Origin of the sequence: Rhizobium sp. NPDC090275 (genome assembly GCF_044772225.1) — a bacterium.
Lineage (GTDB): Bacteria > Pseudomonadota > Alphaproteobacteria > Rhizobiales > Rhizobiaceae > Rhizobium.
Genome location: NZ_JBIVYL010000001.1, coordinates 769,960 through 794,594 on the forward strand (window position 1 = coordinate 769,960; position 24,635 = coordinate 794,594).

Genomic DNA, 24,635 nt, shown 5'->3' on the forward strand with positions numbered 1-24,635 from the left:
AGGATTTTGCCATGCGCGCTCTGCAACTGATCGACGACCGCAAGCTTGAGATCACCGATCTGCCCGAACCCGATGCGCCGGGCGCCGGCGAAGTGACGCTGCGCGTCAAGGCGGTCGCGCTCAACCATATCGACGTCTGGGGCTGGCGCGGCATGGCCTTCGCCAAGCGCAAGATGCCGCTCGTCATCGGTGCCGAGGCGTCGGGTGTCGTCGAGGCGATCGGTCCCGGCGTGTCAAACGTGCTTCCGGGCCAGCTGGTCGCGGTCTATGGCGCGCGCACCTGCGGCCTCTGCCGTCCGTGCCGTGAAGGTCGCGACAATCTTTGCGAACACGTCTCGGGCGTTCACGGCTTCCACCTCGACGGTTTCGCGCAGGAGAAGGTCAACCTTCCGGCACGCTTGCTCGTGCCTGCACCTCCCGGCGTGGATGCCGTAGGTGCTGCCGTCGCACCGGTTACCTTCGGTACCGTCGAGCACATGCTGTTCGACAACGCCAAGCTGGAGCCGGGCGAAACGATCCTCGTGCATGCCGGCGGTTCCGGCATCGGCACGGCGGCGATCCAGCTTGCGAAGAAGATCGGCTGCACCGTCATCACCACCGTTGGCTCCGACGACAAGATCGAGAAGGCCAAGGCGCTCGGCGCCGACCACGTCATCAACTACCGCACGGATCGCTTTGAGGGCGTTGTGCGCAAGCTCACCAAGAAGAAGGGCGTCGACGTCGTCTTCGAACATGTGGGCAAGGATACCTGGGCTGGCTCGATGCTCTGCCTGAAGCGCGGTGGGCGTCTCGTGACCTGCGGCTCGACATCGGGCGTCTCCACCGACATGAACCTGATGATGCTGTTCCAGCAGCAGCTGAAGCTGCTCGGCTCGTTTGGCTGCCGCATGGAAAACATGGCCGACGCCATGCAGAAGATGGGCCGCGGCCTCGTGCATCCCGTCATCGACACTGAAGTCAGCTTCGACGATATCGACCGGGCGCTGGAGCGCATGGAATCGCGCCAGATCTTCGGCAAGATCATCCTGAAGATGGATTGATCCGTTGGAGCTCTTCATCACGCGTATCGTCCTGAAACTGGACCATTTTCGCCAGTGGCTGATCGCGCAGCTGATGTTCGGCTTCCTGAACTTCCTGAAGATCTTTCCGGCTGACGGGGCGATCAACTTCATCGACTGGCTGATGCGCAAGATCGGCCCGAAGATGAAGCGCCACAAGCTGATGCTCGCCAATCTCCGCAACGCGTTTCCCGAAAAGAGCGATGCGGAGATCGAGCAGATCGCGCTGGGCAGCTGGGCGAATATGGGCCGGCTGGCGGCGGAATACGTGTTTCTCGACCGGCTGTTCGACTTCGATCCCGAAAAGAGCGAGCCGGGCAGGGTGGAGGTATCGGGTATTCCGATCTTCCTCGACCTGCTTGAGAACAAGCGGCCGTTCATCGTGTTTACCGGGCATACCGGCAATTTCGAACTGCTGCCCGTCGCCGGTGCCGCATTCGGCCTCTATGTCAGTGTCCTCTTCCGTCCGCCGAACAATCCCTACGTGGCGCAGAAGGTGTTCGACTTCCGCAGCGCGCGCATGGGCAAGCTGGTGCCGTCGCATGCCGGATCGTCTTTCGCGCTCGCCCGCCAGCTGGAAGCGGAGCAGGGGGTCGGCGTGCTCGTCGACCAGAAGTTCGGCCGCGGCCTGAAGACCGAGTTCTTCGGCCTGCCGGTGAAGACCAATCCATTGCTCGGAAAGCTCGTGCGCCAGTTCAACTGCGAGGTCTATCCGGCTCGCTGTATCCGTCTTCCCGGCAATCGCTACCGGCTGGAAATCGAGCCGAAGGTCGAGCTGCCGCGCGATGCGAACGGCAACCTTGATATGACCGGCACCGCGCAGCTTTTGAACGATAAGGTCGAAAGCTGGGTACGGGAATACCCGGAGCAGTGGCTCTGGTATCACGATCGGTGGGAAATCAAGCGCCAAGTTATGTAGTAGGGGTGCTCCCTCACATCTTGCCATTGAAAAACAAGACCTCTTCGTCATTGAACATGAAACCGCGTCATGTTACCGATTTCTGACAGTGGGGATTATGAACGGTAAAGACGCCGTCATGATCTTTTACATCGAAGCAATTCCCTCACGGAAATCGGCATGGGAGGTGTCGTGCTCGGGCTTTTTCAGGCGTTTTCTTTGCGGTGTTCGCAGATCGACGAGGCCATAAGGCTTGGTGACGATGCGCGGGTTAGCAGCCTAGACGGCTCGATCGATGCGCTTATCGACACGATCCTCGGCTATCGCGCCACCAATCTATTCTACGCGCACATGCAGATGCAGTTTGTCGGTTGTCTGATAGATCAGTATGCCGAAGACAGCGAATCCGTGCGCGAGCACGTGAAGTTGCTTTCTTACATGATGGAACAATATCTCGGTTCGACCGTTCCGCGCTGGCAGATGCCACCACTGGAGCGCATCGACCGAGAGCGGGTTTCGGCTCCTGCAGCTTATGTGCCCAATACCGACAACGGCAATTTCCTGAATTCTGCCATCCTCGAATCTTTGCCGGATCGCGTCGCGGTCCTGACCAAGGACTATCGCTACCTTTACGCCAACGCGGCGAGCTCCGCTTACGCCAAGCGCAAGCCCTTCGAGATGGTCGGGCGGCATGTGAAGGATGTTCTCGGGGAAACTCGGTTCGTGGATTGCGTCAAGGGAATGCTCGACGCTTGTTTCGCGGGGGAAACATGTGATCACACCTATGAACGACGTGAGGAAAACGTCGTTCAGCGCACGCGGTATCGCATGTCGCCATTGCGCGATTCGTCCGGCTATATCATCGGCGCGCTTGTCGTCTCGCAAGATGCCGGATCATCGTCGTCATCGGCGGCAAATCTGGCCGCCTGATCAAGCCTTCGTCCACACCGCCAGTTCGTATCCATCGGGATCGGCGAAGTGAAAGCGGCTGCCGCCCGGGAAGCCGAAGATCGGGCGAACGATCTTGCCACCCGCGTCTTCGACCGCTTGTAGCGCCGCCTCAAGGTCATCGGCGTAAAGAATGACGAGCGGGCCGCCGGGGCGGGGTACCTCAAGATTGGTGAAGCCGCCCTTCAGCCGCCCATCGTCGAACTCGCAGTAGTTGGGGCCGTAATCGGTGAAGCGCCAGCCGAACGCCTTGCCATAGAAGGCCTTGGAGCGCTCGATATCGGCGACGTTGAACTCGACATAGTCGATGCGAAGCTCGGTTTTCGTAGATGTCATCGGTGCTTCCTAGATTTCCATCAGCATCTTCAGCGCTTCGAGATCGCGAGCGACATGCGCCGCGTCGGCCTCGAACTGTTCATCGGTCATATCCGGTAGCCGCAGCAAAGTGAACATCACCTCGCAACCGTCACCGTTCGGAATGATCCTCAGCGCGTTATAGACCCGCAAGCCATTGGCGATCGTGACGGTATGGTCGAGAACGCCGAATTCGTTGTGGGGAGCGAAGCTGACGCGAACAGTGCCGAGGACGCCCTTGGCGATCCAGTCGTCACCGCTTTTTTCCAGGCCGGATGCGAGACCCGATGCCCAGAGCGGCATGTTTTCAGGCGCACCGGCAAAAGCCCAGACGTCGCGCAAGCTCCGCTCGATGGATCGGTGAATGATTCTTGCAGGCATGGTTGCCACGGGGTTCTCCTCCTTCATTTTCGCGGGCGGCTTAACGTCGCATATTGACCGCGCATCACTGCCGCCCAGGCTGCCAACGGCACCAAAACCGCCGACATCAGGGCCTCGTTGGCAATATGGTTCACTTCGCGCCGGACGCAATACGCGACCGATCCGAGGCGAATCGAACTTGCCGTATGAGCCAGAGAGTGCCACAACACCCGTCCAATTTGACTAACCGGAGAGTTATCGTGGAAAAGGCAGAAATCGGGCTGATCGGCCTTGCGGTCATGGGTTCCAACCTCGCTCTGAACATCGCGGAAAAGGGCAACAAGATTGCGGTCTTCAACCGCACGCCCGACAAGACGGACGAGTTCTACGAGAGCGCCGGCGATCTGAAGAAGCAGATCATTCCGTGCAAGACGATCGAGGAATTCGTCGAGGCGATCCGCCCGCCGCGCCCGATCATCATCATGATCAAGGCCGGCGAGCCGGTCGATCAGCAGATGGAGCTGCTGCGTCCGCATCTCTCCAAGGGCGACATCATGATCGATGCCGGCAACGCCAACTTCCGCGACACGATCGCCCGCTTCGACCGCCTCAAGGACACCGACCTGACCTTCATCGGTATGGGCGTTTCCGGTGGCGAGGAAGGTGCGCGTCACGGCCCGTCGATCATGGTCGGCGGCACGGAAGATAGCTGGAAGCGCGTCGAGCCGGTGCTGACCTCGATCGCCGCCAAGTACAAGGGCGACCCGTGCGTCGCCTGGCTCGGCAATGACGGCGCCGGCCACTTCGTCAAGACGATCCACAACGGCATCGAATACGCCGACATGCAGATGATCGCCGAAATCTACGGCGTCCTGCGCGACGGTCTCGGCAAGAGCGCCAAGGACATCTCCGGCATCTTCGGCGACTGGAACAAGGGCCGCCTGAACTCCTACCTGATCGAAATCTCCGAGAAGGTTCTGGCCGCGACCGACCCGATCTCCGGCGGTGCGATGGTCGACATGATCCTCGACAAGGCCGGCCAGAAGGGCACCGGCAAGTGGTCGGCGATCGAAGCGCAGAACATGGGCATCCCGGCAACGGCGATCGAAGCGGCCGTTGCCGCCCGCAGCCTGTCGTCGATGAAGACCGAGCGCGAAGCCGCCGAGAAGATCTTCGGCAAGCCGGAATACAACTTCCCGGTCGCCTACGGTCCTGAGCTCGTCAAGGATCTGGAACTGGCTCTGTTCGCCGCCAAGATCGGCGCCTACGCACAGGGCTTCGCGGTGATGGCGGAAGCCTCGCGCGAGTTCAAGTGGTCGCTGCCGATGCCAACCATTGCCAAGATCTGGCGCGACGGCTGCATCATCCGTTCGCAGTTCCTCGACGAGATCACCTCGGCCTTCACCAAGGCGCCTGACGTCGCCAACCTGATCGTGACGCCGGCCTTCGCGGATATGGTCAAGGAATCGCTGCCGGCGCTTCGCCGCGTTGTCGGTGCCGCCCTGCAAGCCGGTCTGCCGGTTCCGGCGCTGACCTCCGCGCTCACCTACTTCGACGCCTATCGCCAGGGCCGCGGCACCGCCAACCTGATCCAGGCACAGCGCGACTTCTTCGGCGCCCACGGCTTCGATCGCCTCGACGGCAAGGACTTCCACCACGGCCCATGGGGCAGCGGTGCGGCGACCTTCTAAGGTTCCTTCTCTGAATATGATAACAGCCGGGTCATTGGCCCGGCTGTTTTGCGTTTAGGGGAGTGATCAGCAACGGCATGTCGAGGGCCGGTGACGGTCGACTGGCGTCGTTATGGGGCGGGTTTGGTCCAGATCGGCTGGCTGACACTCTGCAGCATCTCAGGTTCGACGCCATCGATGCGGGCGATGACGGCCTTGGCCATCTCGCGGCCGGCGTGGCGGACGTCTTCATAGGCGGTGATGATCTCCGGGCGGATCCAGTTGAGGATCGGCGCCGATTCCTTCGAGGCCATGTCGACGTCGTGGCCAAGGCGCTTGCCGGCGGCTTCGATGCCGGCATTGACGGCGATGGCGGCGCTGCCGGCGAGACAGACGATACCGTCAGGCGCGTTGCTGGAGCGCATTATGGTCTCGACGGCGTTGCGGATCTCGTCCAGCGGCGTGTCGATGGTGACGCGCAGCGGCACTTCCTCAGCGCCATAGTCGTGCAGGCCGGTCTGGAAGCCGATGCGGGTGTGCGTGTAATAGGTGAGCTTGCTCGGGGGCTGGAGCAGGGCGATGCGCTTGCGGCCGCGCGCGACCAGCTTCTCGACCGCCTGGTGAGCGAAAGCCTCGTTGTCGAAGTCGTGGAACGGGTGCATCAGCCCGGCATCGGTGCGGCCATGCGTGGCGAACGGCATGTTGCGCTCGCTAAGCAGACGAACGCGGGGATCGTCGGGCTCGATGCGGGAGATGATGACGCCGTCGGCGGAGCCTGTCTCCAGGATATAGCGGACGGGCAGCATGGGGTCCTTGCTGTGCGAATGCGGCGTGACGACGATGTGATAGGGGGTGCCGGTCAGGACCTCGGAGATGCCGAAGACCAGCTGGCTCGAGAAGCCCATGATCTCCTCATCGATGCTCAGAACGAGCGCGATGACGTTGGTCTTGCCGGTTCTGAGGCGCACGCCGGCGCGGTTCGGCTGGTAACCGAGCTGGCTTGCCACCATCCGCACGCGTTCCTTGGTCTCCGCGCCGATGTCAGGTGCATCTTTCAATGCACGAGACACAGTGGTGATGCCGAGGCCGGTCATGAAGGCAATCGTCTTCAGTGTCGGTCTTTCCCGAGATCCCTCGGTCACCGTCGTCCCGAAATTCGCTTTGTTTTTCATCCCTCTAGGCCGTCCTACGCGATTTGGTTCGCTTATAGATGCTTTTCGCAGTGCTGTAAGCCTGAATACACAAATGCCGTTCCCTCCCACGGGCCTTAAAATCTGTAACGTTACAGTAGAAATGTCGAGCGGTTTTTCCGATGGTTCTAACCCAATCACTCTCATTGGTTGAATCGGTGATTTTTGCACGAATTTTTTGCGTCTGCGAACGCCATCTCGAAATTATGTCATGATACCAGTAAAATAAATATATATAAAACAATAGAATAATCGATGTGTGCAGTTGCACATCGGTTTGCTGATCGCTTGTGCAGTCTTGCGGCGACGATGCCGTTTCGGCAGGCAATGGTAGCAAAACATGGTCGAAAAGAAAATTTTAAGGGGTGGCTGTTGCGCGGCAATATCGATTGAACTAAGTTTTTCCGGCAACGTTTCAGTGAGGGAGGAGAACTCATGAATATTCGTTTGATGGCGGCAGCGCTGTGCGCATCCGTCGCCCTGCCGCTTGGTGCGGCACACGCCACCGATCTCGAAGTCACGCATTGGTGGACCTCGGGCGGCGAAGCCGCTGCCGTGGCCGAACTCGCCAAGGCATTCGACGCGACCGGCAACAAGTGGGTTGACGGTGCCATCGCCGGTTCCGGCGGCACGGCGCGTCCGATCATGGTCAGCCGCATCACCGGCGGCGATCCGATGGGCGCCACCCAGTTCAACCACGGCCGTCAGGCAGAAGAACTCGTTCAGGCCGGCCTGATGCGCGACCTGACCGATGTCGCGACCGCCGAGCACTGGAAGGACATCATTCGTCCGGCAAGCCTGCTCGACAGCTGCACGATCGACGGCAAGATCTATTGCGCGCCCGTCAATATCCACTCCTGGCAGTGGCTGTGGCTCTCGAACGCCGCCTTCAAGAAGGCCGGCGTTGACGTGCCGAAGAACTGGGATGAATTCGTCGCCGCCGCTCCCGCGCTTGAAAAGGCCGGCATCGTGCCGCTCGCCGTCGGTGGTCAGCCGTGGCAGGCTGCAGGCGCCTTCGATACGCTGATGGTGGCGATCGCCGGCAAGGACACGTTCAACAAGGTATTCAAGGACAAGGACGCCGACGTGGCTGCCGGTCCGGAGATCGCCAAGGTCTTCAAGGCTGCCGACGACGCCCGCAAGATGTCCAAGGGCAGCAATGTCCAGGATTGGAACCAGGCAACCAATCTGGTCATCACCGGCAAGGCCGGCGGCCAGATCATGGGTGACTGGGCGCAGGGCGAATTCGCTCTCGCCGGCCAGAAGGCCGGTACCGATTACACCTGCCTTCCGGGCCTCGGCGTGAACGAAATCATCTCCACCGGTGGTGATGCGTTCTACTTCCCGCTGCTCAAGGACGAAGCCAAGTCGAAGGCGCAGGACGTTCTCGCCAAGACGCTGCTCGATCCGAAGACCCAGGTTGCCTTCAATCTGAAGAAGGGCTCGCTGCCGGTTCGCGGTGACGTCGATCTCGAGGCTGCCAACGACTGCATGAAGAAGGGTCTCGAGATCCTGAAGAAGGGCAACATCGTCGAAGGCACCGACCAGCTGCTTTCGGCCGACAGCCAGAAGCAGAAGGAAGACCTCTTCTCGGAGTTCTTCGCCAATGCCTCGATGACGCCTGAGGCGGCGCAGAAGCGCTTTGCCGAAATCATCGGCTCCGCCGACTGATCGTCTGCTCGTACTGCCGCGATCCGGCTTTCCGCCCAGGAACGGGAGCCGGATTTGCCCTAACCGCCAGCGGCGGCGGGCTCGTGGCAGTGCTTTCCCGATGATTTCCGGCCGCGGAGGATGCGGCCGGAACCATCCGGGGGCAAGAGACGGGAGCGGTGTCCGGCATCGGCCGCTGCTCTCGGTCAAAAAAGCAAGTGCGTGTCAGGAGGAAACACAATGACGGGTCCAGCGAAAGCCGGCCGGCCAAATCAGTTGCTGCGCAATCTGAATTCCAAAATTGCATCCATCCCGATGATCCTTACTGCCCTGGTCATCTTTCTCGGCGGCACGGTCTGGACGGTGTTCTATTCCTTCACCAACTCGAAGCTCCTGCCAAGGATGAGCTTCGTTGGTTTCGACCAATACAAGCGGCTGTGGGCCGCGCCGCGATGGATCGTGTCCATCGAAAACCTCGCCCTTTACGGCATCTTTTCCCTGATCTTCAGCCTGGTGATCGGCTTTACGCTGGCTGCCCTGATGGATCAGAAGATCCGGTTCGAGAATGCGTTCCGGACGATCTTTCTCTACCCCTTCGCCCTGTCCTTCATCGTCACCGGCCTCGTGTGGCAGTGGGTGCTCAATCCCGAATTCGGTGTGCAGTCGGTGGTGCGTTCGCTCGGCTGGACGAGCTTCACCTTCGATCCGCTCTATACGCCGAGCATCGTCATCTACGGCGTGTTGATCGCCGCACTCTGGCAGGGAACGGGCCTCGTCATGTGCCTGATGCTCGCCGGCCTGCGCGGGATCGACGAGGACATCTGGAAGGCCTCGCGCGTCGACGGCATTCCGATGTGGAAGACCTATCTCTTCATCGTCATCCCGATGATGCGTCCCGTCTTCATCACCACGCTCGTCATCATCGCGTCGGGCATCGTCAAGGTTTACGACCTCGTGGTGGCGCAGACATCGGGCGGACCCGGCATCTCGTCGGAAGTGCCGGCCAAATATGTCTACGATTACATGTTCCAGGCGCAGAACCTGGGGCAGGGCTTCGCCGCCTCGACCATGATGCTGATCACGGTCGCGATCATCATCATTCCATGGGCTTATCTGGAATTCGGGGGAGGGCGTAAACGTGCCTGATACCATCGCTCTCAAGACGGCTGAAGTCGCACTGGCACCGGTCAAGTCCTTCGACGGACCGAACGGCAAGAAGCCGAAGCGGGTGCTCTCGCCGCGCAACATCATGCTCTACGGCACGCTGTTCGTCGCCGCCGCCTATTATCTGCTGCCACTCTACGTGATGATCGTCACATCACTGAAGGGGATGCCCGAAATCCGCATGGGCAACATCTTCTCGCCGCCGATGGAAATCACCTTCGAGCCGTGGGTGAAGGCCTGGGCCACGGCCTGCACAGGCCTCAACTGCGACGGTCTCTCGCGCGGGTTCTGGAATTCGGTGCGGATCACCGTCCCATCCGTCATCGTCTCGATCGCGATTGCCTCGGTCAATGGCTACGCGCTCGCCAACTGGCGCTTCAAGGGATCGGAACTGTTCTTCTCGATCCTCGTCATCGGCGCCTTCATTCCCTACCAGGTGATGATCTATCCTATCGTCATCGTGCTGCGTGAAATGGGGATCTACGGCACGCTCACGGGCCTGATCATCGTGCATTCGATCTTCGGCATGCCGATCCTGACGCTGCTCTTCCGCAACTACTTCGCATCGCTGCCGCAGGAGCTGTTCAAGGCCGCCCGCGTCGATGGCGCCGGTTTCTGGCAGATCTTCCTGAAGATCATGGTGCCGATGTCGCTGCCGATCTTCGTCGTCGCCATGATCCTGCAGGTCACCGGCATCTGGAACGACTTCCTGTTCGGCGTCGTCTTCACCCGGCCGGAATACTATCCGATGACCGTGCAACTCAACAACATCGTCAATTCCGTCCAGGGCGTGAAGGAATACAACGTCAACATGGCCGCAACCATCCTCACGGGTCTGGTGCCGCTCGTCGTGTATTTCGTGTCTGGACGTCTGTTCGTCCGCGGTATCGCCGCCGGCGCAGTGAAAGGCTGATCCATGAATTCAAGCGTTTCCATCAAAGACCTTTCGCTGAACTTCGGCGCCGTCAGCGTGCTCAAGGATCTGAACCTCGAGATCAATGACGGCGAGTTCCTGGTGCTGCTCGGCTCGTCCGGCTGCGGCAAGTCGACCCTGCTGAATTGCATTGCCGGCCTGCTCGACATCAGCGAGGGACAGATCCACATCAAGGGCCGCAACGTTACCTGGGAAGAGCCCAAGGACCGCGGCATCGGCATGGTGTTCCAGTCCTACGCGCTCTATCCGCAAATGACGGTGGAGAAGAACCTCTCCTTCGGCCTGCAGGTCGCCAAGATCCCGCAATCCGATATCGACAAGCGCGTAGCCCGGGCTTCGGAGATACTGCAGATCCAGCCGCTCCTGAAGCGCAAGCCGGCGGAGCTTTCCGGTGGCCAGCGTCAGCGCGTGGCGATCGGCCGTGCCTTGGTGCGCGATGTCGACGTGTTCCTGTTCGACGAGCCGCTCTCCAACCTCGACGCCAAGCTGCGTTCGGAGCTGCGCGTCGAGATCAAGCGGCTGCATCAGTCGCTGAAGAACACGATGATCTACGTCACGCACGACCAGATCGAGGCGCTGACGCTCGCAGACCGTATCGCGATCATGAAGAACGGCGAGATCCAGCAGCTGGCCGATCCGACGACCATCTACAACAAGCCGCGCAGCCTGTTCGTCGCCGGCTTCATCGGCTCGCCGTCGATGAACTTCCTGCGCGGCGAAATCGCCAAGCGGGGCGATGCCACCGTGTTCACCGCGAACGGTGTCGATTTCAACGTCGATGCCTATGAGGCGAGCGGGCCGCTGCAGGCGGGCCGGAAGGTGACGCTCGGCGTGCGGCCGGAGCATATCAAGGTCAACGAGAACCTCGGCGCCGAGGTCCACGACGCGACGGTCGATATCGAGGAGCCGATGGGCGCCGACAACCTGCTCTGGCTGAAGCATGCCGGGCATACGATGTCGGTGCGTATCAACGGTGCCCGCCGCTTCAGCCCAGGTTCACAGGTCAAGCTCGGCTTCGATATGTCGCTGGCGTCGATCTTCGACGCCGAGACGGAACTGCGCCTTTAGACGACTACGCTGCGGGCGGGGCCATCCCAAGCGGTTCCGCCCGTTCTTCCAATACCACATTCGGTCGCAGCCCGGTGACGGGTTCTCCCAAGAGCGGCCTGATCGGACAGTGCTATGACATCCTTGCCCACCAACGGGTTCAACCTCGACCTCTCAGGCTCGTGGAAGCTCACCTCCACGGATGGTGAAATCACCGCGCCGATCACGCTTCCCGGCGACGTGCACTCGGCGCTCCATGCCGCCAAGCTCATCCCCGATCCCTATTTCGGCCGCAACGAAGAGGTCGTGCAGTGGGTGGCGCATCGCGACTGGTCGATCGAGCGCAGTTTCACGGTGTCGGAGCCCGATGGCGACTGGTATCTCGATATCGATTATCTCGACACGGTGGCCGCCGTCTTCATCAATGGCTCGCCGGCGCTCGTTGCCGACAACAGCTTCCGCCGCTATCGCCCGGATGTCAGCAGCCATCTGAAATCCGGCGAGAACGTCATCCGCATCGTGCTGCATTCGAGCATCGCGGCGGGGGCGGACCGGCAGGGCAAGCAGCCCTTCTACATTCCCTATTCGACCGGCAACTCGCCGATCCCCAACGGCAACATGCTGCGCAAGCCGCAGTGCCATTTCGGCTGGGACTGGAACATCGCGATCGCGCCGCTTGGCCTTTACGGCACGATCGCGCTGCGTCGGCTTGACACGGCCCGCATCGAGCATGTGACGACGCAGCAGGTGCATAATCTCGACGGTTCTGTCGATCTGAAGGTCACGGCGACGCTGTTTTCGAAGAACCCGGGCATCGTTCCCGTGCATTTTTCGCTCGACGGCGAACGGGTGCGCCTCGATGTCGGCGTCGGCGCCGGCGAGACTGTCGTCAACCACGTGTTCGAGATCGCCAAGCCGCGCCTCTGGTGGCCGGCTGGAAGCGGCGAGCAGGCGCTCTATGCGCTGACCGTCGATCTGCCTGCTGATGCCGTCACCAAACAGATCGGTCTGCGCACCGTCGAGCTCATCACTACGCCGGATGTGGCCGGCGCCCGTTTCGCGCTGAAGGTCAACGGCCGCGAGATCTTCTGCCGCGGTGCCAACTGGATCCCGGCTGACGCGCTGTTTTCGCTGTCCTCGCCGGAGAAGACCGAGGATCTGCTGCAATCGGCGAAATCCGCCAACATGAACATGATCCGCGTCTGGGGCGGCGGGTTCTACGAGCATGATCATTTCTACGATCTCTGCGACCGTCTCGGCCTCATGGTCTGGCAGGACTTCATGTTCGCCTGCAACCTCTATCCCTCGACCGAGGACTTCCTCGACAATGTCGCGCTCGAGGTCGACTACCAGGTTCGCCGTCTGAACTCACACCCGTCGATCGCGCTCTGGTGCGGCGACAACGAGCTCGTCGGCGCGCTCACCTGGTTCGAGGAATCGCGCAAGGACCGCGACCGCTATCTTGTCTCCTACGACCGCCTCAACCGGGTGATCGAGCAGGCGATGAAGAAGGCGGCACCGGATGCGATCTGGTGGCCGTCGAGCCCGGCATCGGGCTATCTCGACTTCGGCGATGCCTGGCATGCCGATGGCTCGGGCGACATGCACTACTGGTCGGTCTGGCACGAGAACAAGTCGTTCGACAATTACCGTTCCGTTCGCCCGCGCTTCTGCTCGGAGTTCGGCTTCCAGTCCTACACCTCGCTCCCCGTCATAAAGACCTATGCTGAGGCCAAGGACATGAACGTCGCGTCGCCGGTCATGGAGCTGCACCAGAAGAACGCCGGCGGCAACGAGCGCATCGCCGGCACGATGTTCCGCTATTTCCGTTTTCCCAAGGATTTCCCGAACTTCGTCTATCTCAGCCAGATCCAGCAGGGTCTCGCGATCAAGACGGCGGTGGAATACTGGCGGTCGCTGAAGCCGCATTGCATGGGCACGATCTACTGGCAGCTCAACGACACATGGCCGGTGGCCTCGTGGTCGAGCCTCGATTACGGCGGCCGCTGGAAGGCGATGCACTATCTGGTCAAGCGTTTCTTCCAGCCGGTCGCGGTCGCCGCCATTCCATCCGATGACGGCAAGCAGATCCGGTTCTCGCTGGTCAACGACACGCTCGATGACGTCAGCGTCGACCTGTCGATCTCGATCATCGACATGAAGGGCGAGCGCAAGCACCTCAAGGATGTGCAGGCGGTCTGCACGCCTGACGCTGCGGTGACGGCTGCCAGCATCGACGTCTCCGAGATTCCGGCGGGCACGCTGCTTGCCTGGCGCTTCACGGCATCGAACGGCATGGGCGGCGAGGGGCACTATGTGCACGGCACCTACAAGGCGCTGGAGCTCGAGCCCGCTGGCCTGATGGTCACACACGAATATGTCGAGGAGGACGGCTCCGTCTGCCTCAACGTCACCGCCAAGGGACTTGCGCTCTTCGTGATGATCGAGACCGAGACCGACGGCAAATATTCCGACAATGCCTTCGATCTGGCGGCGGGCGAAATGCGTCGCATCACCTTCACCCCGGCCAAACCGCTTGAAGGCGGCGCCTTGCCGGACTTCCGTTTCTACGACCTGCAATCCTGTCAGTCCGTGGATTGATCCTGATTAAATGAATGGGCACGAGGCCCGAGGAGGATATTATGACGAAACTGAGTTTCCAGCTTTATAGCGCCCGCAACTTCCAGCCCTATTCGGCGATCTTTGAAAAGCTCGGCAAGGCCGGCTATCAGGAAGTCGAAGGCTTCGGCGGCATCTATGCAGATCTCGACGATTCCGGCCTGAAGAGCCTGCGTGCCGAACTCGACAAGAACGGTCTGACGATGGCGAGCGGCCACTTCAGCCCCGACTTCCTCGACGGCGAAGTGCAGAAGTCTCTGAACATCGCCAAGCTCCTCGGCATGGATTCCATCTATGCGCCGCATCTGGCGGCCGATGAGCGTCCGACTGATGGCGCCGGCTGGCTGGCATTCGGCAAGCGCCTGCAGGAAATGAGCAAGCCCTACAAGGATGCAGGCTACGAGTTCGGCTGGCACAACCACGACTTCGAATTCGTGAAGCTCGCCGACGGCTCGCTGCCGATCGAGCGCATCTTCGAAGGCGCGCCTGACATTTCCTGGGAAGCGGATATCGCCTGGGTCGTTCGCGGCAGTGCCGATCCCTTCGCATGGATCGAGAAGCTGGGCTCGCGCATCACCTCGGCGCACGTCAAGGACATTGCGCCAGCTGGCGAGAACAAGAACGAAGACGGCTGGGCCGATGTCGGCCACGGCACGCTTGATTGGCCGAAGCTCGTCGCGGCGCTGAAGGGCACCAAGACCAAGCACTACGTCGTCGAGCATGACAATCCCGCCGATATCGATCGCCTGATCACCCGCTCGATCGCATCCTTCAAGACCTACTGAGGACCATCATGACCAAGGAACTTGGCGTCGGCATCATCGGATGCGGCAACATCTCCACCACCTACTTTTCGCTGGCCCCGCTGTTCAAGGGCCTCAAGGTCGTCGCCTGCGCCGACCTCAACATGCAGGCCGCCGAAGCCCGTGCCGCCGAGTATGGCGTCAAGGCGCAGACGATCGAGGACCTGCTCACCAATGAAGAGGTTGACGTCGTCGTCAACCTCACCATCCCGGACGCGCACTTCCCGGTCTCGAAAGCGATCCTGCTCTCCGGCAAGCACGTCTATTCGGAAAAGCCGCTGGTTCTCACCCTCGAGCAGGGTGAGGAGCTGCGCCGCATCGCCAAGGAGAAGAACCTCTCCGTCGGTTGCGCGCCCGACACCTTCCTCGGCGGCGCGCATCAGCTGGCCCGCAAGTATATCGACGAGGGCGGCATCGGCCGTGTCACCTCGGGCGCGTGCTATGTCATGAGCCCGGGCATGGAAATGTGGCATCCGAACCCGGATTTCTTCTTCCTGCCCGGCGGTGGCCCGATCCTCGATCTCGGCCCTTACTACATCGCCAACCTGATCAACCTGATCGGACCGGTGAAGCGCGTCGGCGCGATGACCTCGATGGCTTCGCCGACCCGCACGATCACCAGCGAGCCGCGCAACGGCGAGACGATACCGGTGAAGACGCCGACGACGATCCAGGCGATCCTGGAATTCGTCAACGGCGCGACCGTCACGCTGACCGCGAGCTGGGACGTCTGGTCCCACCGCCATGCCAACATGGAGCTCTACGGCACCGACGGTTCGCTCTACGTGCCGGATCCGAACTTCTTCGGCGGCGTGGTCGAGGCAAGCGGCCGCGACAAGGACATCAAGCCGCTCGATGGCTGGGAGCACCCCTTCGGTATCTCCAACCAGGAGAGCCCGCAGGGACCGCGCGCCAACTATCGTACAGCGGGTCTCGCCGACATGGCGATGGCGATCATCGAGGGACGCGATGCGCGTTGCTCGCTCGACCGTACGCTGCATGGCGTCGACGTCATGACCTCGATCCTGAAGTCGGGCGAGGAAGGCCGCTTCATCGAACTGACGACGACCTGCACGCAGCCGGCCGCACTCGGCATCGAAGAGGCCCAAGCGCTTCTGAAGTGATCGGCTCTCTTGAAGTGATTGGCGCTTCTGGAGTGATTGGCACTCTTGAAGTGCTTGCCTAAAGGTCTATGGTCCGGCGCGGGCGAGGAGCCCGCGCCGTTTCTATACGCCGTTTGATATTGGGGATGAGGATTATGAGCTGGCAACCGGCTTCCGACCGCTATTCGAAAATGAAGTACAACCGCACGGGCCGTTCCGGCCTGAAGCTGCCGGCCGTTTCGCTCGGCCTCTGGCACAATTTCGGCGGCGACACGCCGCATGAGCGCAAGGTCGACATGTGCCGCACGGCATTTGATCTCGGCATCACCCATTTCGACCTCGCCAACAATTACGGACCGCCTCCCGGCAGCGCCGAGACCGCCTTCGGCGAGATTCTGCGCACCGAATTTGCCGGTCTGCGCGATGAACTGATCATTTCGTCCAAGGCCGGCTACGACATGTGGCCGGGCCCTTACGGCGAGTGGGGCAGCCGCAAGTATCTGATCGCCTCCTGCGACCAGAGCCTGAAGCGCATGGGTCTCGACTATGTCGATATCTTCTATTCGCACCGCTTCGACCCGGATACGCCTCTGGAAGAGACCTGTGGCGCGCTCGACCATATCGTACGCTCCGGCCGTGCGCTCTATGTCGGCATCTCGTCCTACAATTCGCAGCGCACCCGCGAAGCCGCCGCCATCCTCAAGGATCTCGGCACGCCGTGCCTTATCCACCAGCCGAGCTATTCGATGCTCAACCGCTGGGTCGAGGACGACAAGCTGCTCGATGCGCTTGACGAGGTCGGCATGGGTTCGATCGTGTTCTCGCCGCTGGCGCAGGGCATGCTGACGACGAAGTATCTCGGCGGCATCCCTCAGGACAGCCGCGCGGCGCAGAACCACTTCCTCAAGAAGGACTTCATCCGCCCTCAGATCATCGACAACATCCGCAAGCTCAACGAGATCGCGGAGCGCCGTGGCCAGACGCTGGCGCAGATGGCCATCGCCTGGGTGCTGCGCGGCGACCGCGTGACGTCGGCGCTGATCGGCGCCAGCCGCTCGTCGCAGATCGTCGACTGCGTCAAGGCGCTCGACAATCTGGAGTTCACGGCCGAGGAGCTGAAGGAGATCGATGGCTACGCCCGCGAGGCGGACATCAATCTCTGGGCGAAGTCCGCGGAACGCGATTGAGCTGATGCAATGAGGGAGGGAACTTTATTTCCTCCCTCATTCCTGTGCCCAGACTTCGTCCGGGCGATGTCACAGGAATCCAGCCAGCCCAAGTCCTTGGGCTGGAAAGAGTCCTTTCACCGCGCCGACGCGCGGTGGCTGGATCCCTGTGACGAGCACAGGGATGAGGGCCTGAGAGGTGGCCTTCCTGGCAGCTCACAGCAGACCAAAATCGCCATTCGGAGGAGGTGGCCCTGATGATCCGCAATCCAATCCTGCCGGGTTTCAACCCGGACCCGTCCATCTGCCGTGTCGGCGAGGATTACTATATCGCGACCTCGACCTTCGAATGGTATCCTGGTGTGCAGATCCATCACTCGCGCGATCTGGTGAACTGGACGCTGGTGCGGCGGCCGCTGGAGCGGGCGTCGCAGCTCGACATGCGTGGCAACCCTGATAGTTGCGGTATCTGGGCGCCGTGTCTCTCTTATGCCGATGGGCTGTTCTGGCTTGTCTATACAGACGTCAAGCGCTTCGACGGCAACTTCAAGGATGCGCATAATTACATCGTGACCTCGCCAACGATCGAGGGCGAATGGTCCGAGCCCATCTATGTGAACTCGTCGGGCTTCGACCCGTCGCTGTTTCATGACGATGACGGCCGCAAGTGGTTCCTCAACATGCAGTGGAACCACCGCACCGAGAGCTTTGGCGGCGCGCCGAAGTCTCCGGCCTTCGATGGTATCCTGCTGCAGGAATGGGACGCGGAGACGAAATCGCTGAAGGGTCCGATCCGCAACATCTTCGCGGGCAGCTCGCTCGGGCTGGTCGAGGGGCCGCACCTCTTCAAGCGCAACGGCTATTACTATCTGACGACGGCCGAGGGCGGGACGGGCTACGACCACGCGGTGACGATGGCGCGGTCGCACGACATCGCCGGACCCTATGAGATGCATCCGAACAAGCACCTCATCACCTCGAAGGACCACCCGGAAGCCATTCTGCAGCGGGCAGGGCATGGGCAGTATGTCGAAACGCCCGATGGTCAGGTCTACCATACTCACCTTTGCGGCCGCCCGATGCCGCCGAAGCGGCGTTGCACGCTCGGGCGCGAAACCAGCCTGCAGAAATGCGTCTGGAAGGATGACGGCTGGCTCTATCTTGAGAATGGCACCACGGTGCCCGACGTCACCGTGCCGGGACTTGGTGGTGCCGTGCAGGCCGAAAAGCCCATGCGCAGCGAATACGGCTTCGATGGCGGTATGCTGCCTGCCGACTTCCAGTGGCTGCGTACGCCGAAGCCGGAGCGGATCTTCAACCTCACGGAGCGGCCCGGTCACCTGAGGCTCATCGCTCGTGAGAGCATCGGCTCATGGTTCGAGCAGGCGCTGGTGGCGCGGCGGCAGGAGCATCACAGTTTCAGGGCCGAGACGGTGGTCGAGTTCGATCCCGATACCTACCAGCAGGTCGCCGGGCTGACGCACTATTACAACAGGCACAAGTTTCACGCGGTTGCTGTAACGCTGCACGAAAAGCTTGGACGCTGCGTGACGATCTTGTCCTGCGACGGCGATTATCCGAACGGGCGGCTGAGCTTTCCCGCCGGCAGCGGCGAGGCGCTTCCCGCTGGCGGCCGTGTCCAGCTTTCCATGGAAATCCGCGATAACGACCTGCAGTTTTTCTGGCAGACAGAGGGCATGGGCGCGTGGCGGGCGATCGGGCCGGTGCTCGACGCTGGCGTCGTGTCGGACGAAGGCGGGCGCGGTGAGCATGGGTCGTTTACCGGCGCATTCGCCGGCGTCTTTGCCTTCGATACGTCGGGGCGCGCGAAGACCGCCGATTTCGACTGGTTCAATTACGACGAGTTGTGAGAGGGGCGACATCGCCTTGTCGCAAGGTGATGTCGCATCTGCTAATTTAATATATGCTTTTAAGCATGTGTTTTCATTACTGAAGTTTAATCAAACTTTCAGTTTCGGTTCATCATTTCAGGTCTAGGTTCGGGGCGTGTTCAACACGAGGAAACCCCAATGAAAAAGATGTTTGCCGTTCTTCTCTCCGCTTCTTTCCTGGCCGCGCCGCTGGTTGCCGCGACGGGTGCAAGCGCGCAGGAACACCATCGCCGTCCCGTCGTCGTCGAGCGCGACGTGCATGTCACCAAGTACAAGTGGAGCCGCGGCCATCGCATGAGCCCTGCCGAGCGCCGCAACATGCGCGAAGTGCGGGATTACCGCCGCTATCGCCTGGCGCCTCCGCCGCGCGGCTATCGCTGGGTGCAGGTCAACAACGACTATCTGATGATCAGCATCGCGAGCAACGTGATCTCGAACATCGTCGTCGGCCGCTGATCGGTTGACGAGACTTATGTTGGAAGGGCGGCTTCGGCCGCCCTTTTTCATGTCTGTCTTTCGGGCGTGTTGCGCGCCAGCCGGGCCGCCAATTTGCTGAGAACGCCAGTGCCCGGCCTACGCTCTTCGGGCTCGGGTGCCGCTGCCAGCCCCTCGATCGGCGGTAGCGGGTCGCATTCCTCGCAGACGCATTGATATCTCCTGATCGCCTGCGCCTTCATGCGGCCTGATCTCCCCAGCGGGCGAAGGGGTCCGGCATGTCGCGCCACTTGTCCGGCGTGAAGTCCACGGCGCTGACAAGACATGCGTCGAGACGGTCGCGGATCCAGGCTTCGTCCATCGGGTCGGCGCCGATGAAGACGATTTCCTGGCGGCGGTCGCCCCAGACGGAGTGCAGATAGGGTCCGATCGCCGTCATGAAGCGCGGATCGTCCGGCCAACGCTCCCTCGGCACCGCCGACCACCATGTACCCATGCGGCTGGTGCGCAGGATTGCGCCGGCCTGGCTGACCTCGCCGACATGATGCGGCCGGGTCGCGAGCCAGAAGAAGCCCTTGGCGCGCACGACGCCCGGCCAGGCGGTGTCGAAGAACCGCTGCAGTTTCGCCGGATCGAAGGGGCGCTTCTCGCGATAGACGAAGGAGCGGATGCCGTATTCCTCGGTTTCCGGCACATGGTCGTTGAAGCCATGCATCTCTTTGTACCAGAGCGGGTGGGTCTCGGCCTTGTCGATGTCGAAGAGGCCGGTGCCGAGCACTTCCTGCGGGCGGACTTGGCCGAAATCGGCCTCGATCAGCCGGGCATCCGGGTTCAGGCCGACGACGATCTGGCGGGCGGCCTGCAGCTGCTCTGCGGTGGCGGTGCCGACCTTGTTGAGGATGACGACGTCGGCGAATTCGATCTGCTCGACCAAGAGGTCGATCACTGTGCGATTATCGCCGTCGCCGGCAGTTTCGCCGCGATCGCCGAGGAAATCGGTGGAGGCGTAGTCGGCGAGCAGGCCGGCAGCGTCGACCACTGTGACCATGGTGTCGAGCTCGGCGACATCAGACAGGCTCAGGCCATCCTCGTCGCGGAACTCGAAGGTGGTGGCGACGGGCAGGGGCTCGGCGATACCCGTGGATTCGATCAGCAAGTAGTCGAAACGGTTCTGCTCGGCGAGCTGGCGGACTTCCTTCAACAGGTCGTCTCGCAGCGTGCAGCAGATGCAGCCGTTGGTCATCTCGACCAGTTCCTCATCGGTGCGAGACAGGTTGGCGCCGCCGTCGCGCACCAGTGCGGCGTCGATGTTGACCTCGCTCATGTCGTTGACGATGACGGCGACGCGCAGGCCATCGCGGTTGGCCAGTATGTGGTTCAGCAGCGTCGTCTTGCCGGCGCCGAGGAAGCCGGAGAGGACGGTGACCGGCAGTTTCCTGTTCATTGCGATCTCCAGTTAATGTTATAATATTACATCGATGGATCTAAAAAAGGCGGACTGTGCGCCCGCCTTTTTCGATATGCGGTGGGGCCGGTCTCAGCTTTCGCGCGACAGGCAGTCCTTCAGATTGTTGGCGATACCGCGCATCAGCTTGAAATAGAGATCCGGGCCGGCATCGAGCGTTGCGGCCTCGGGATCGAGTACGCCGGCCTTGGCCTTGGTGCCCTCGAGCACGACATCGACGAGGCGCGGCTGGAACTGCGGTTCAGCGAAGACGCAGGTTGCGCCAAGGTCCGCCACCTTCTTGTGGATCTCGGCGATGCGCTCGGCGCCGGGAATGGTTTCCGGGCTGACGGTGATCGAGCCGGCGACGCGCACCTTGTAACGGTTTTCGAAATACTGGTAGGCGTCGTGGAAGACGATGAAGGGCTTGTCCTTGACCGGTGACACGATGCCAGAGATTTCCTTGTCGAGCGCGTCGAGCTTGGCGTTCAGCGTCTCGGCATTGGCCTGGTAGGCAAGCGCGTTGGCGGGGTCGGCGGCCACCAGCGTCGTGGTGATCTCGGCGGCCATGGCCTTGGCGTTCACAGGATCGAGCCAGAGATGGGTGTCGAAAGCGCCGTGGCCGTGGTCATGGTCGTGATCGTCATGTGCCTCGGTGGCGTGATCGTGATCGTGGCCTGCCTCGTGCGCATCGCCATCATGGTCGCCATCGTCATGGGCTTCGAAGGCGCCGCCCTCGCGGAACTTGAGCTTGGTCAGGCCCGGAGCCTTGTCGAGTTCGGCGACGCTGGCATCCTCTCCGAGCGCTTCCAGCGGCTTTTCCAGGAAGGCTTCCATGCCCGGGCCAACCCAGAAGACCACCTTGGCATCCTGCAGCGCCTTGGCGTTGGAGGGCTTCATCGAATAGGTGTGCGGGGAAGCGGCGCCATCGACGATCAGCTCCGGCGTGCCGACGCCCTGCATGATGGCGGAGACCAGCGAGTGCACCGGCTTGATCGAGGTGACGACGACGGGTGCGTCGGCGCCGTGGGCCGTGCCGGCGAGGAGGAGGGCCGGGAGTGCGAGGCCTTGTAGCGCCAGGGAAAGGCCGGTCGCGAGTTTCATGTGCATGCTCCGCTTGAATTGCATAGGTAATGTTATTACATCAATTGCGTTATGCTATAACGTGTGCGATAGCAGGGCGCAACAGCACTTTCGGAAAAATGATGCCATTACCCGCAAATTCCGAGGCGAGGCCGCTCGTCTCGCTTTCCAATGTCGGTGTCCGCAGAAACGGCCGCTGGCTGGTTCGCGGCGTCGATTTTTCCGTCTCGCGCGGCGAGATCGTGACGCTGATCGGCCCTAACGGCTCGGGCAAATCGACGACGGTGAAAACGGCGATCGGGGTGATGAAGGCCGACGAGGGCAAGGTGACGCGCGCCTCCGGTCTCAAGGTCGGCTATGTCCCGCAGAAGCTTGCCATCGACTGGACGCTGCCGCTCACCGTGCGCCGGCTGATGACGCTGACGGGGCCGCTTTCGGCAAGCGACATGAACGAGGCGCTCGATGCCGTCGGGCTTTCCCACATGCGCGATGCCGAGGTGCAACACCTCTCCGGCGGTGAATTCCAGCGGGCGCTGATGGCGCGCGCCATTGCTCGCAAGCCCGATCTGCTCGTGCTCGACGAGCCGGTGCAGGGCGTCGATTTCTCCGGCGAGATCGCCATCTACGAGCTGATCAAGACGATCCGCAACACGACCGGATGCGGCATCCTGCTGATTTCGCACGACCTGCATGTCGTCATGGCGGCGACCGATACCGTCATCTGCCTCAACGGCCATGTCTGCTGCCGCGGCACGCCGCAGGCGGTGACGCAGAGTGCGGAATATGTGCGCCTCTTCGGCAGCCGCGCGGCGCAGTCGCTTGCCGTCTATAGTCACGATCACGATCATACGCACCTCCCCGATGGTCGCGTGCTGCATGCGGATGGCTCGGTGACGGATCATTGCCACCCTGAGGACGGCCACCACCACGGCCATGATCACGCCGGCCACGATCATGCGCCCCATGATCATTCCGGGCACTCTCATGATCATGCGCATCATGACCACGCCCACCATCATACGACCGATGACGGGCACGGGCACAAGCATCCGGCGGGAGAGCGCCATGTTTGACGATTTCTTCGTCCGCGCCATCATTGCCGGCGTCGGCCTGGCGCTGACCACCGGGCCGCTCGGTTGCTTCATCATCTGGCGGCGCATGGCCTATTTCGGCGATACGATCTCGCATTCGGCGCTGCTTGGCGTGGCTCTGTCGCTGCTCATGCAGTTCAACCTGACGCTCTCGGTCTTCGTCGTCGCGGCCGCCGTCTCGATCCTGCTGCTCCTGCTGCAGAAGCGGCAGGCTCTCTCTGCCGATGCGCTGCTCGGCATTCTCTCGCATGCGACGCTGGCGATCGGGCTTGTCATGGTCGCCTTCATGACCTGGGTGCGCATCGATCTGATCGCCTTCCTGTTCGGCGATATTCTCGCCGTCTCCAAGGCCGATATTGCCTTCATCTGGGGCGGCGGCATTCTGGTGCTTGGCGCTATCGCCTGGCTGTGGCGGCCGCTGCTTGCTTCGACCGTCAATCCCGAGCTTGCCGAGGCCGAAGGGCTGAAGCCGGAGCGGGCGCGGCTGTTCTTCATGCTGCTCATGGCCGTCGTCATCGCGATCGCGATGAAGATCGTCGGCATCATGCTGATCACCTCGCTGCTGATCATTCCGGCCGCCGCTGCCCGGCGCTTTTCGTCGACGCCCGAGATCATGGCAGTGCTCGCCTCGCTGATCGGGGCGGTCGCCGTGGTCGGTGGGTTGTTCGGCTCGCTCACCTACGACACGCCGTCGGGCCCGTCGATCGTGGTCGCGGCCCTCATTCTCTTCATTCTCAGCCTGCTGCCCAAATTCGGGCGGGGTCAGGCCGCCACGGAAGGACAAGGCTCATGAGCGCACCCGCACTGACCAAGAACCAGGCGCTTGTCTTCGACGTTCTGGAAAAGGCCGACGGCCCGCTCAGCGCCTATACGATCCTCGACAAACTGCGCGACCACGGTTTTCGCGCGCCGCTGCAGGTCTACCGGGCGCTTGAAAAACTGCTGGAATATGGTGTCGTGCACCGGCTCGAGAGCATCAACTCCTTCGTCGCCTGCGCGCATCCCGGCGAGAACTGCCACAGCCACGGCATCGTCGCCTTCGCCATCTGCGAGAGCTGCGGCCAGGTGATGGAATTCCACGACCACGAAGTCGACCATCGCCTGACGGACTGGACCAAGTCCAAGAAGTTCAAGGCTGAGAAGACGACGATCGAGATCCGCGGGCTTTGCGAGGCTTGTGCGGCCTGATTAGTCCAGCCGCTGCAGATCGCGCGCAAAACGCTGCCAGTTCCCGACGTATTTCTCCGCCGAGCGCCTGAGGCTTTCGATCGCCTTGTCGTCGAGGGTGCGGATGGCGCGGGCGGGGGAGCCGACGATCAGGGAATTGTCGGGGAATTCCTTGCCTTCCGTGACCAGCGCATTGGCGCCGACGAGGCAGTTGTTGCCGATCTTCGCGCCGTTCAGCACCGTGGCGCCCATGCCAACAAGCGAATTGTTTCCGATTGAGCAGCCATGGACAATCGCATGATGACCGATGGTGCAGCCTTGCCCGATCGTGACGGGATGACCGGGATCGGTGTGCAGCATGGCGCCTTCCTGGATGTTCGTCGCCGCGCCGACCGTAATCGGTTCGTTGTCCCCACGCAGCACCGCGCCGAACCAGACGCCGACGTCACTTCCGAGCGTGACCCTGCCGATCACATGCGCATCGGGCGCGATCCAGTATGTGCCTGATGGCGGCAGATCCGGTTCGTGGCCCGAGAGCGCATAGATCGGCATGGTCATT

The 24,635-nt window shown here is 61.7% G+C and carries 23 protein-coding genes; 17 read left to right on the forward strand and 6 right to left on the reverse strand.

The window, feature by feature from the left end; translation table 11 throughout:
• Window positions 1-11: 11 nt before the first annotated feature.
• The 3 genes from ACIQUB_RS03690 to ACIQUB_RS03700 all read left to right on the forward strand — a co-directional run bounded on the left by ACIQUB_RS03690 (window position 12) and on the right by ACIQUB_RS03700 (window position 2,886).
• Entirely contained in the window at window positions 12-1,040 is a 1,029-nt protein-coding gene (locus tag ACIQUB_RS03690) for a zinc-binding dehydrogenase (RefSeq protein ID WP_047505452.1), read from the forward strand.
• A gap of 4 nt (window positions 1,041-1,044) precedes the next feature.
• Window positions 1,045-1,977, forward strand: a complete 933-nt coding sequence (locus tag ACIQUB_RS03695) for a lipid A biosynthesis lauroyl acyltransferase (RefSeq protein ID WP_113236186.1) — start codon at window positions 1,045-1,047, stop codon at window positions 1,975-1,977.
• A gap of 159 nt (window positions 1,978-2,136) precedes the next feature.
• Window positions 2,137-2,886 carry a PAS domain-containing protein gene (locus tag ACIQUB_RS03700; protein WP_113236187.1) on the forward strand — a complete coding sequence of 250 codons (750 nt, stop codon included), beginning with the start codon at window positions 2,137-2,139 and terminating at the stop codon, window positions 2,884-2,886.
• Here ACIQUB_RS03700 and ACIQUB_RS03705 read toward each other — a convergent pair whose 3' ends face one another.
• Together ACIQUB_RS03705 and ACIQUB_RS03710 are read right to left on the reverse strand one after the other, a co-directional pair.
• Complete coding sequence (locus ACIQUB_RS03705; RefSeq protein ID WP_113236188.1) at window positions 2,887-3,240, reverse strand: VOC family protein; 354 nt, start codon at window positions 3,238-3,240, stop codon at window positions 2,887-2,889.
• Between the two features lie 9 nt (window positions 3,241-3,249).
• Window positions 3,250-3,648: an SRPBCC family protein gene (locus tag ACIQUB_RS03710; RefSeq protein WP_113236189.1), complete on the reverse strand. Its 399-nt coding sequence runs from the start codon at window positions 3,646-3,648 to the stop codon at window positions 3,250-3,252.
• A gap of 230 nt (window positions 3,649-3,878) precedes the next feature.
• Between ACIQUB_RS03710 and gndA the strand changes: the two genes are divergently transcribed.
• Window positions 3,879-5,309, forward strand: a complete 1,431-nt coding sequence (gndA, locus tag ACIQUB_RS03715) for an NADP-dependent phosphogluconate dehydrogenase (protein WP_018900641.1) — start codon at window positions 3,879-3,881, stop codon at window positions 5,307-5,309.
• 110 nt (window positions 5,310-5,419) lie between these two features.
• Here gndA and ACIQUB_RS03720 read toward each other — a convergent pair whose 3' ends face one another.
• Window positions 5,420-6,460: a LacI family transcriptional regulator gene (locus ACIQUB_RS03720; RefSeq protein ID WP_113236190.1), complete on the reverse strand. Its 1,041-nt coding sequence runs from the start codon at window positions 6,458-6,460 to the stop codon at window positions 5,420-5,422.
• 453 nt (window positions 6,461-6,913) lie between these two features.
• On the opposite strand from ACIQUB_RS03720, the gene ACIQUB_RS03725 reads away from it, so the two are divergent.
• The 10 genes from ACIQUB_RS03725 (at window position 6,914) to ACIQUB_RS03770 (ending at window position 19,312) form a co-directional block, all read left to right on the forward strand.
• Complete coding sequence (locus ACIQUB_RS03725) at window positions 6,914-8,149, forward strand: ABC transporter substrate-binding protein (RefSeq protein WP_112941712.1); 1,236 nt, start codon at window positions 6,914-6,916, stop codon at window positions 8,147-8,149.
• 219 nt (window positions 8,150-8,368) lie between these two features.
• Window positions 8,369-9,274 carry a carbohydrate ABC transporter permease gene (locus ACIQUB_RS03730; RefSeq protein ID WP_018900637.1) on the forward strand — a complete coding sequence of 302 codons (906 nt, stop codon included), beginning with the start codon at window positions 8,369-8,371 and terminating at the stop codon, window positions 9,272-9,274.
• A 4-nt stretch (window positions 9,275-9,278) separates the two neighbouring features.
• On the forward strand, window positions 9,279-10,205 hold the full coding sequence (locus ACIQUB_RS03735; protein ID WP_402928738.1) for a carbohydrate ABC transporter permease: 927 nt from the start codon (window positions 9,279-9,281) through the stop codon (window positions 10,203-10,205).
• A 3-nt stretch (window positions 10,206-10,208) separates the two neighbouring features.
• Window positions 10,209-11,294 carry an ABC transporter ATP-binding protein gene (locus tag ACIQUB_RS03740; protein WP_018900635.1) on the forward strand — a complete coding sequence of 362 codons (1,086 nt, stop codon included), beginning with the start codon at window positions 10,209-10,211 and terminating at the stop codon, window positions 11,292-11,294.
• A 114-nt stretch (window positions 11,295-11,408) separates the two neighbouring features.
• On the forward strand, window positions 11,409-13,874 hold the full coding sequence (locus ACIQUB_RS03745) for a glycoside hydrolase family 2 protein (protein ID WP_113236192.1): 2,466 nt from the start codon (window positions 11,409-11,411) through the stop codon (window positions 13,872-13,874).
• Between the two features lie 41 nt (window positions 13,875-13,915).
• Window positions 13,916-14,677, forward strand: coding sequence for a sugar phosphate isomerase/epimerase (locus ACIQUB_RS03750; RefSeq protein WP_113236193.1), 762 nt, complete (start codon window positions 13,916-13,918; stop codon window positions 14,675-14,677).
• 8 nt (window positions 14,678-14,685) lie between these two features.
• Window positions 14,686-15,819 carry a Gfo/Idh/MocA family protein gene (locus ACIQUB_RS03755; protein ID WP_112980526.1) on the forward strand — a complete coding sequence of 378 codons (1,134 nt, stop codon included), beginning with the start codon at window positions 14,686-14,688 and terminating at the stop codon, window positions 15,817-15,819.
• Between the two features lie 134 nt (window positions 15,820-15,953).
• Window positions 15,954-16,985, forward strand: coding sequence for an L-glyceraldehyde 3-phosphate reductase (gene mgrA / locus ACIQUB_RS03760; RefSeq protein ID WP_113236194.1), 1,032 nt, complete (start codon window positions 15,954-15,956; stop codon window positions 16,983-16,985).
• Between the two features lie 236 nt (window positions 16,986-17,221).
• Window positions 17,222-18,835 carry a glycoside hydrolase family 43 protein gene (locus ACIQUB_RS03765; RefSeq protein ID WP_113236195.1) on the forward strand — a complete coding sequence of 538 codons (1,614 nt, stop codon included), beginning with the start codon at window positions 17,222-17,224 and terminating at the stop codon, window positions 18,833-18,835.
• A 159-nt stretch (window positions 18,836-18,994) separates the two neighbouring features.
• Window positions 18,995-19,312 carry an RcnB family protein gene (locus ACIQUB_RS03770; RefSeq protein ID WP_047512368.1) on the forward strand — a complete coding sequence of 106 codons (318 nt, stop codon included), beginning with the start codon at window positions 18,995-18,997 and terminating at the stop codon, window positions 19,310-19,312.
• A 217-nt stretch (window positions 19,313-19,529) separates the two neighbouring features.
• Here the strand turns inward: ACIQUB_RS03770 and ACIQUB_RS03775 are convergent, their stop codons facing one another.
• Both ACIQUB_RS03775 and znuA read right to left on the reverse strand, forming a co-directional pair.
• On the reverse strand, window positions 19,530-20,735 hold the full coding sequence (locus ACIQUB_RS03775) for a GTP-binding protein (protein WP_113236196.1): 1,206 nt from the start codon (window positions 20,733-20,735) through the stop codon (window positions 19,530-19,532).
• Between the two features lie 93 nt (window positions 20,736-20,828).
• Window positions 20,829-21,839 carry a zinc ABC transporter substrate-binding protein ZnuA gene (znuA, locus tag ACIQUB_RS03780; protein WP_113236197.1) on the reverse strand — a complete coding sequence of 337 codons (1,011 nt, stop codon included), beginning with the start codon at window positions 21,837-21,839 and terminating at the stop codon, window positions 20,829-20,831.
• Between the two features lie 101 nt (window positions 21,840-21,940).
• Between znuA and ACIQUB_RS03785 the strand changes: the two genes are divergently transcribed.
• Genes ACIQUB_RS03785 through ACIQUB_RS03795 form a run of 3 tightly spaced genes read left to right on the forward strand, consistent with a single transcriptional unit; the run spans window position 21,941 to window position 24,097 of the window.
• Entirely contained in the window at window positions 21,941-22,891 is a 951-nt protein-coding gene (locus tag ACIQUB_RS03785; protein WP_113236198.1) for a metal ABC transporter ATP-binding protein, read from the forward strand.
• Window positions 22,884-23,702: an iron chelate uptake ABC transporter family permease subunit gene (locus ACIQUB_RS03790; RefSeq protein WP_018900624.1), complete on the forward strand. Its 819-nt coding sequence runs from the start codon at window positions 22,884-22,886 to the stop codon at window positions 23,700-23,702. The genes ACIQUB_RS03785 and ACIQUB_RS03790 overlap by 8 nt, the downstream gene beginning before the upstream one ends.
• Window positions 23,699-24,097 (forward strand): Fur family transcriptional regulator, encoded by a 399-nt coding sequence (locus ACIQUB_RS03795; RefSeq protein ID WP_047512361.1) that lies wholly within the window; start codon window positions 23,699-23,701, stop codon window positions 24,095-24,097. The genes ACIQUB_RS03790 and ACIQUB_RS03795 overlap by 4 nt, the downstream gene beginning before the upstream one ends.
• On the opposite strand, the gene ACIQUB_RS03800 is transcribed toward ACIQUB_RS03795, so the two are convergent.
• Window positions 24,098-24,628, reverse strand: coding sequence for a gamma carbonic anhydrase family protein (locus tag ACIQUB_RS03800; RefSeq protein ID WP_113236199.1), 531 nt, complete (start codon window positions 24,626-24,628; stop codon window positions 24,098-24,100).
• Between the last annotated feature and the right edge of the window lie 7 nt (window positions 24,629-24,635).

Excerpts from the sequence above, each read along its gene's own strand:
- ACIQUB_RS03765 (WP_113236195.1), top strand. The coding sequence starts at position 17,222 with ATGATCCGCAATCCAATCCTGCCGGGTTTCAACCCGGACCCGTCCATC.
- znuA (WP_113236197.1), bottom strand. The coding sequence starts at position 21,839 with ATGAAACTCGCGACCGGCCTTTCCCTGGCGCTACAAGGCCTCGCACTC.
- ACIQUB_RS03705 (WP_113236188.1), bottom strand. The coding sequence starts at position 3,240 with ATGACATCTACGAAAACCGAGCTTCGCATCGACTATGTCGAGTTCAAC.
- ACIQUB_RS03725 (WP_112941712.1), top strand. The coding sequence starts at position 6,914 with ATGAATATTCGTTTGATGGCGGCAGCGCTGTGCGCATCCGTCGCCCTG.
- ACIQUB_RS03785 (WP_113236198.1), top strand. The coding sequence starts at position 21,941 with ATGCCATTACCCGCAAATTCCGAGGCGAGGCCGCTCGTCTCGCTTTCC.
- ACIQUB_RS03720 (WP_113236190.1), bottom strand. The coding sequence starts at position 6,460 with ATGAAAAACAAAGCGAATTTCGGGACGACGGTGACCGAGGGATCTCGG.
- ACIQUB_RS03800 (WP_113236199.1), bottom strand. The coding sequence starts at position 24,628 with ATGCCGATCTATGCGCTCTCGGGCCACGAACCGGATCTGCCGCCATCA.
- ACIQUB_RS03790 (WP_018900624.1), top strand. The coding sequence starts at position 22,884 with ATGTTTGACGATTTCTTCGTCCGCGCCATCATTGCCGGCGTCGGCCTG.
- ACIQUB_RS03730 (WP_018900637.1), top strand. The coding sequence starts at position 8,369 with ATGACGGGTCCAGCGAAAGCCGGCCGGCCAAATCAGTTGCTGCGCAAT.
- ACIQUB_RS03700 (WP_113236187.1), top strand. The coding sequence starts at position 2,137 with ATGGGAGGTGTCGTGCTCGGGCTTTTTCAGGCGTTTTCTTTGCGGTGT.
- ACIQUB_RS03740 (WP_018900635.1), top strand. The coding sequence starts at position 10,209 with ATGAATTCAAGCGTTTCCATCAAAGACCTTTCGCTGAACTTCGGCGCC.
- ACIQUB_RS03750 (WP_113236193.1), top strand. The coding sequence starts at position 13,916 with ATGACGAAACTGAGTTTCCAGCTTTATAGCGCCCGCAACTTCCAGCCC.
- mgrA (WP_113236194.1), top strand. The coding sequence starts at position 15,954 with ATGAGCTGGCAACCGGCTTCCGACCGCTATTCGAAAATGAAGTACAAC.
- ACIQUB_RS03770 (WP_047512368.1), top strand. The coding sequence starts at position 18,995 with ATGAAAAAGATGTTTGCCGTTCTTCTCTCCGCTTCTTTCCTGGCCGCG.
- ACIQUB_RS03755 (WP_112980526.1), top strand. The coding sequence starts at position 14,686 with ATGACCAAGGAACTTGGCGTCGGCATCATCGGATGCGGCAACATCTCC.
- ACIQUB_RS03745 (WP_113236192.1), top strand. The coding sequence starts at position 11,409 with ATGACATCCTTGCCCACCAACGGGTTCAACCTCGACCTCTCAGGCTCG.
- ACIQUB_RS03775 (WP_113236196.1), bottom strand. The coding sequence starts at position 20,735 with ATGAACAGGAAACTGCCGGTCACCGTCCTCTCCGGCTTCCTCGGCGCC.
- ACIQUB_RS03795 (WP_047512361.1), top strand. The coding sequence starts at position 23,699 with ATGAGCGCACCCGCACTGACCAAGAACCAGGCGCTTGTCTTCGACGTT.
- ACIQUB_RS03690 (WP_047505452.1), top strand. The coding sequence starts at position 12 with ATGCGCGCTCTGCAACTGATCGACGACCGCAAGCTTGAGATCACCGAT.